At 53.0% G+C, this 3,319-nt stretch carries 4 protein-coding genes; all 4 read right to left on the bottom strand.

Annotated features, from left to right (window positions below):
• Nucleotides 1–57: 57 nt before the first annotated feature.
• The 4 genes from ACLTD4_RS33510 to ACLTD4_RS33495 all read right to left on the bottom strand — a co-directional run bounded on the left by ACLTD4_RS33510 (nt 58) and on the right by ACLTD4_RS33495 (nt 3,127).
• The gene (locus ACLTD4_RS33510) at nt 58–474 is read right to left on the bottom strand and encodes a bacteriohemerythrin (RefSeq protein ID WP_002604288.1); all 417 of its coding nucleotides are present in this window, start codon (nt 472–474) and stop codon (nt 58–60) included.
• Nucleotides 475–540: 66 nt separating this feature from the next.
• Nucleotides 541–858: a hypothetical protein gene (locus tag ACLTD4_RS33505; protein WP_002604289.1), complete on the bottom strand. Its 318-nt coding sequence runs from the start codon at nt 856–858 to the stop codon at nt 541–543.
• A gap of 12 nt (nt 859–870) precedes the next feature.
• Nucleotides 871–2,148 (bottom strand): DNA polymerase IV, encoded by a 1,278-nt coding sequence (locus ACLTD4_RS33500; protein ID WP_117624411.1) that lies wholly within the window; start codon nt 2,146–2,148, stop codon nt 871–873.
• Nucleotides 2,149–2,239: 91 nt separating this feature from the next.
• Nucleotides 2,240–3,127 (bottom strand): N-acetylmuramoyl-L-alanine amidase family protein, encoded by an 888-nt coding sequence (locus ACLTD4_RS33495; RefSeq protein ID WP_117624412.1) that lies wholly within the window; start codon nt 3,125–3,127, stop codon nt 2,240–2,242.
• Nucleotides 3,128–3,319 lie beyond the last annotated feature (192 nt).

Here is a 3,319-nt window from a genome sequence, read left to right as displayed (position 1 = left end):
GAAAAAAGACAACCGCCTCCTATTAGGAGGCTAGTTGTCTACAGTCTGAGGCGGTCTTTACAGACCGTCTGTTTCTTTTTCCGCGTATCCCGCCACCTCTTTATCCCAGGACATAATGTGGTTCTGAAGCCACTCCTCCACGTTCTTTCTCACAGCCTCCACGAAGGCCTCACTCGGTCCTTCCTCTTCCTCCAGCATGATCCGCAGTTCCTCCACGGCCCGCTTAAATTTCTCATGCTCCCGGTGGTGGGCCGAAAGCTTCGGATACCCGCTCTTTTTCTGGAGCGCTTCCTCCTCAGAAAAATGGTAATCCGTATAATCCAGCAAAAAATCGAGCGTTCCCACCGCAGTTCTCTTTTCCGTTCCCGGAACGCATTCCTCCGCCAGTTTATTCACCCGGCTGATCAGCTCTCTGTGCTGCGTGTCGATCAACTCATTTCCCGTCACCAGACTCCTGTCAAATGTAATGCTCATTCTTTCATTCCTCCTTTTATCATCTTTACTCGTATGCGCCTCAAGCGCACTTTCCCGGTGCTCCGTCTATTCCGGAAGCACCATGACCCATCTTCCCTCTTCCGGATAAAAAATCAGTTTAAACTCCTGGGTCAGCCCGCCGATCACTGCCCGGCAGGCGTATTCCATGGAAGGTATTCCGGAATAATACTTTTCTTCTCCAAAACGGACTGCCACATGGTTTACGGTCTGCATCATCCCATCGTCCCCTTCGAACTTAAAGGACAGGGGCTGGATCGCTCCGGTACTGGTAAACCACGCCTTACACGCGATTTTGATCTGTCTGCCAGCCAGAAGCCCGCTGTCCGCTCTTTCCGCATTTGTCCCTATTCCGAACGCCGACATGTCACCACTCCTTTAAAAAACTTCCTGTCTGCTGTAATCCACCGTGCGCTTCTCCCTTGCGATTCCGCCGCCCATGTGATCATGTACGGCGGCTCCCTCCGGATGCTCCGGGAGAAAGGCTGCGCGTTTTACAGCATCGTTGCCGAACCGCCTCCGGATTTCATCGACTGCCTTATCCATTCTCTCCAGCTTTTCGTAATCCATGCGGTCGAAGAGCCCAATCTGCCTGGATTCCTCTGAGGAGACGTGACTTGTATGGATGCCCAGATGGCGGACCGGCGTCTTATCCCACGCCTCGTCAAATGCCCGGCATGCCGCCTCATACAGTTCCCTCGTGATGTTGGTCGGCGTTTCCAGCGAAATCTGATGAGAATGGTATTCGAACAGATAATCCCGGATTCCCACCGCCACCACGCCAATTTTAACACCGTCCTTCCTGAGTCTGGCGCCCAGCGTTTCCGCCAGGGACAAGAGGACCAGTTTTGCCGTTTCCGCGTCACACACATCAAAGGCCACCGTAGTGGAATTGCCGTATCCTTTATTGGGCGGAGCCTCCGCCTCCACTGCAGATAGATCGATGCCGTTGGCAAAGCCCCATATCACCTCTCCCTGTTTTCCCAGGTGACGCCTTAAAATATCCGGATCGCTCTGTGCCAGCTCCCCGATCGTGGTGATTCCGATCCCCTTGAGCTTCCGGTAGGTCGCACGCCCGATGAAGAAAAGCTCCGACACGGGAAGCGGCCACATCTTCACCAGAATCTGCTCCTTCCACAGCGTGTGGACCCGGTTCGGCTTCTTAAAATCAGAGGCCATCTTTGCCAGAAGCTTATTCTGCGCCACGCCGATGTTCACCGTAAACCCCAGTTCCTGTAAGATTCTCTCCCTTATCGTCTCCGCGGCCGCCTCCGGCGGTCCAAACAGCGCCGTACTCTCTGTCATATCCATATAAGCCTCGTCGATACTGTACTGTTCCACCAGCGGCGTATACTCCTTTAAGAGACGGATCAGCGCATCACTGGATCTCTGATAGAGATTATAGTTAGGCGGAACCAATACCAGCTCCGGACACTTTTTTAAAGCCGAAAACACAGTCTCTCCCGTCTTGATCCCGCATGTCCTGGCAGGAATGGACTTTGCCAGAATAATCCCGTGACGCCTCGTCACATCGCCTCCCACCGCAGAGGAAACCGTCCTCAAATCCAGGCGGCCGCCCAAATGCTTCATCCGGTAGACCGCTTCCCAGGAAAGAAACGCCGAATTCACATCCACATGAAATATGGTGTGTTCCATCAATCATCACCTCAATACTATTGTATCGAATATATGTTCGATTGTAAATGGAAAGTAAAGGAAGCTGTCACAGCTTCCCCTACCGTTCGTTCTATTCTTTTAAAGCGCCTTTTTCATCGGTTTTCAAATGCAGCTCCCCTTCGAACATGGCGCCGTCTTTCTTTGCCCGGTAAAGCTCTCCCTTCCAGATGATCCACTGGTCTCTGGCCATGGCGCCGTCGGTCTTTAAGTAATACCAGACCCCGTCAGAGCCGGTCTTCCAGGTATTGTGCACCATCATGCCCGCGCCGTCAAACCAGTACCACTGATCGCCATCCTTGTACCAGTCATCGGCCACATAGTTTCCCGTATCTCCGAGATAGAACCGCCAGCCGCCGTCCTCCTCCAGCCATCCGGATTTCTTTTCCTGTACGGTAATTCCGTAATACAGGGCGATGGCATCGGCTTCCGCCCTGGCCAGACGCTCCAGATTCGATTCCTTTAAGAGCCATGCGGCTATCTGCGCGTTGGTATGAAAGGAGTGCTCCAGGATGAGCCCTGGAGTCCCCACAGAGGCCGCGCCCCGGAGCACGCCGTAATAATCCCCGTTCTGTCCTCTTCTGTGCTCAATTCTGGCAGGCTGCTTCGTCTTCATCACCTTTTCCACACACTGCGCGAGGGCCATTCCAATCCCATCCGCGCTTCCGTTAATGACGCAGTAGGCGGCCGGATAGTCCACCTGATTGTTCACACCGGTTCCCACCGCGTTGGAATGGTCGGACAGAAACAAATCGCATCCTTTCGACTCCGCGCCTCTGGCGAAAAGGCCCTTGTCCTCATCCTCCCGGCGCCTCGTGGTGATCACTTCGATTCCATATTCTTCCAAATACTTTTTCTGCAGAAGGTGCAGTTTCCATACCATGACAGACTCGTAATACCGATGGTCTGCCGGGCTCTGGTTATACCGGCCCTGATGTCCCGCATCCAAACATATCTTCATATCGCTGCTGACTCCTTTTTAAGCTTATACTACAGGATATGAAACTTTGGGACAGGTGTTGCATCAGGCTCCCGCGCCCCATAATTTTGTATGATAACGAAAAAAGCTTCCGGATTTATTTTCCGAAAGCTTTTTTATGACCTATCCGAGAATCGAACTCGGGTTTCCGCCGTGAGAGGGCGGCGTCTTAAC

The organism is Hungatella sp. (assembly GCF_046966825.1).
Note: the sequence above shows the minus strand (reverse complement) of the source record. Positions and strands in the feature narration are given on the sequence as shown.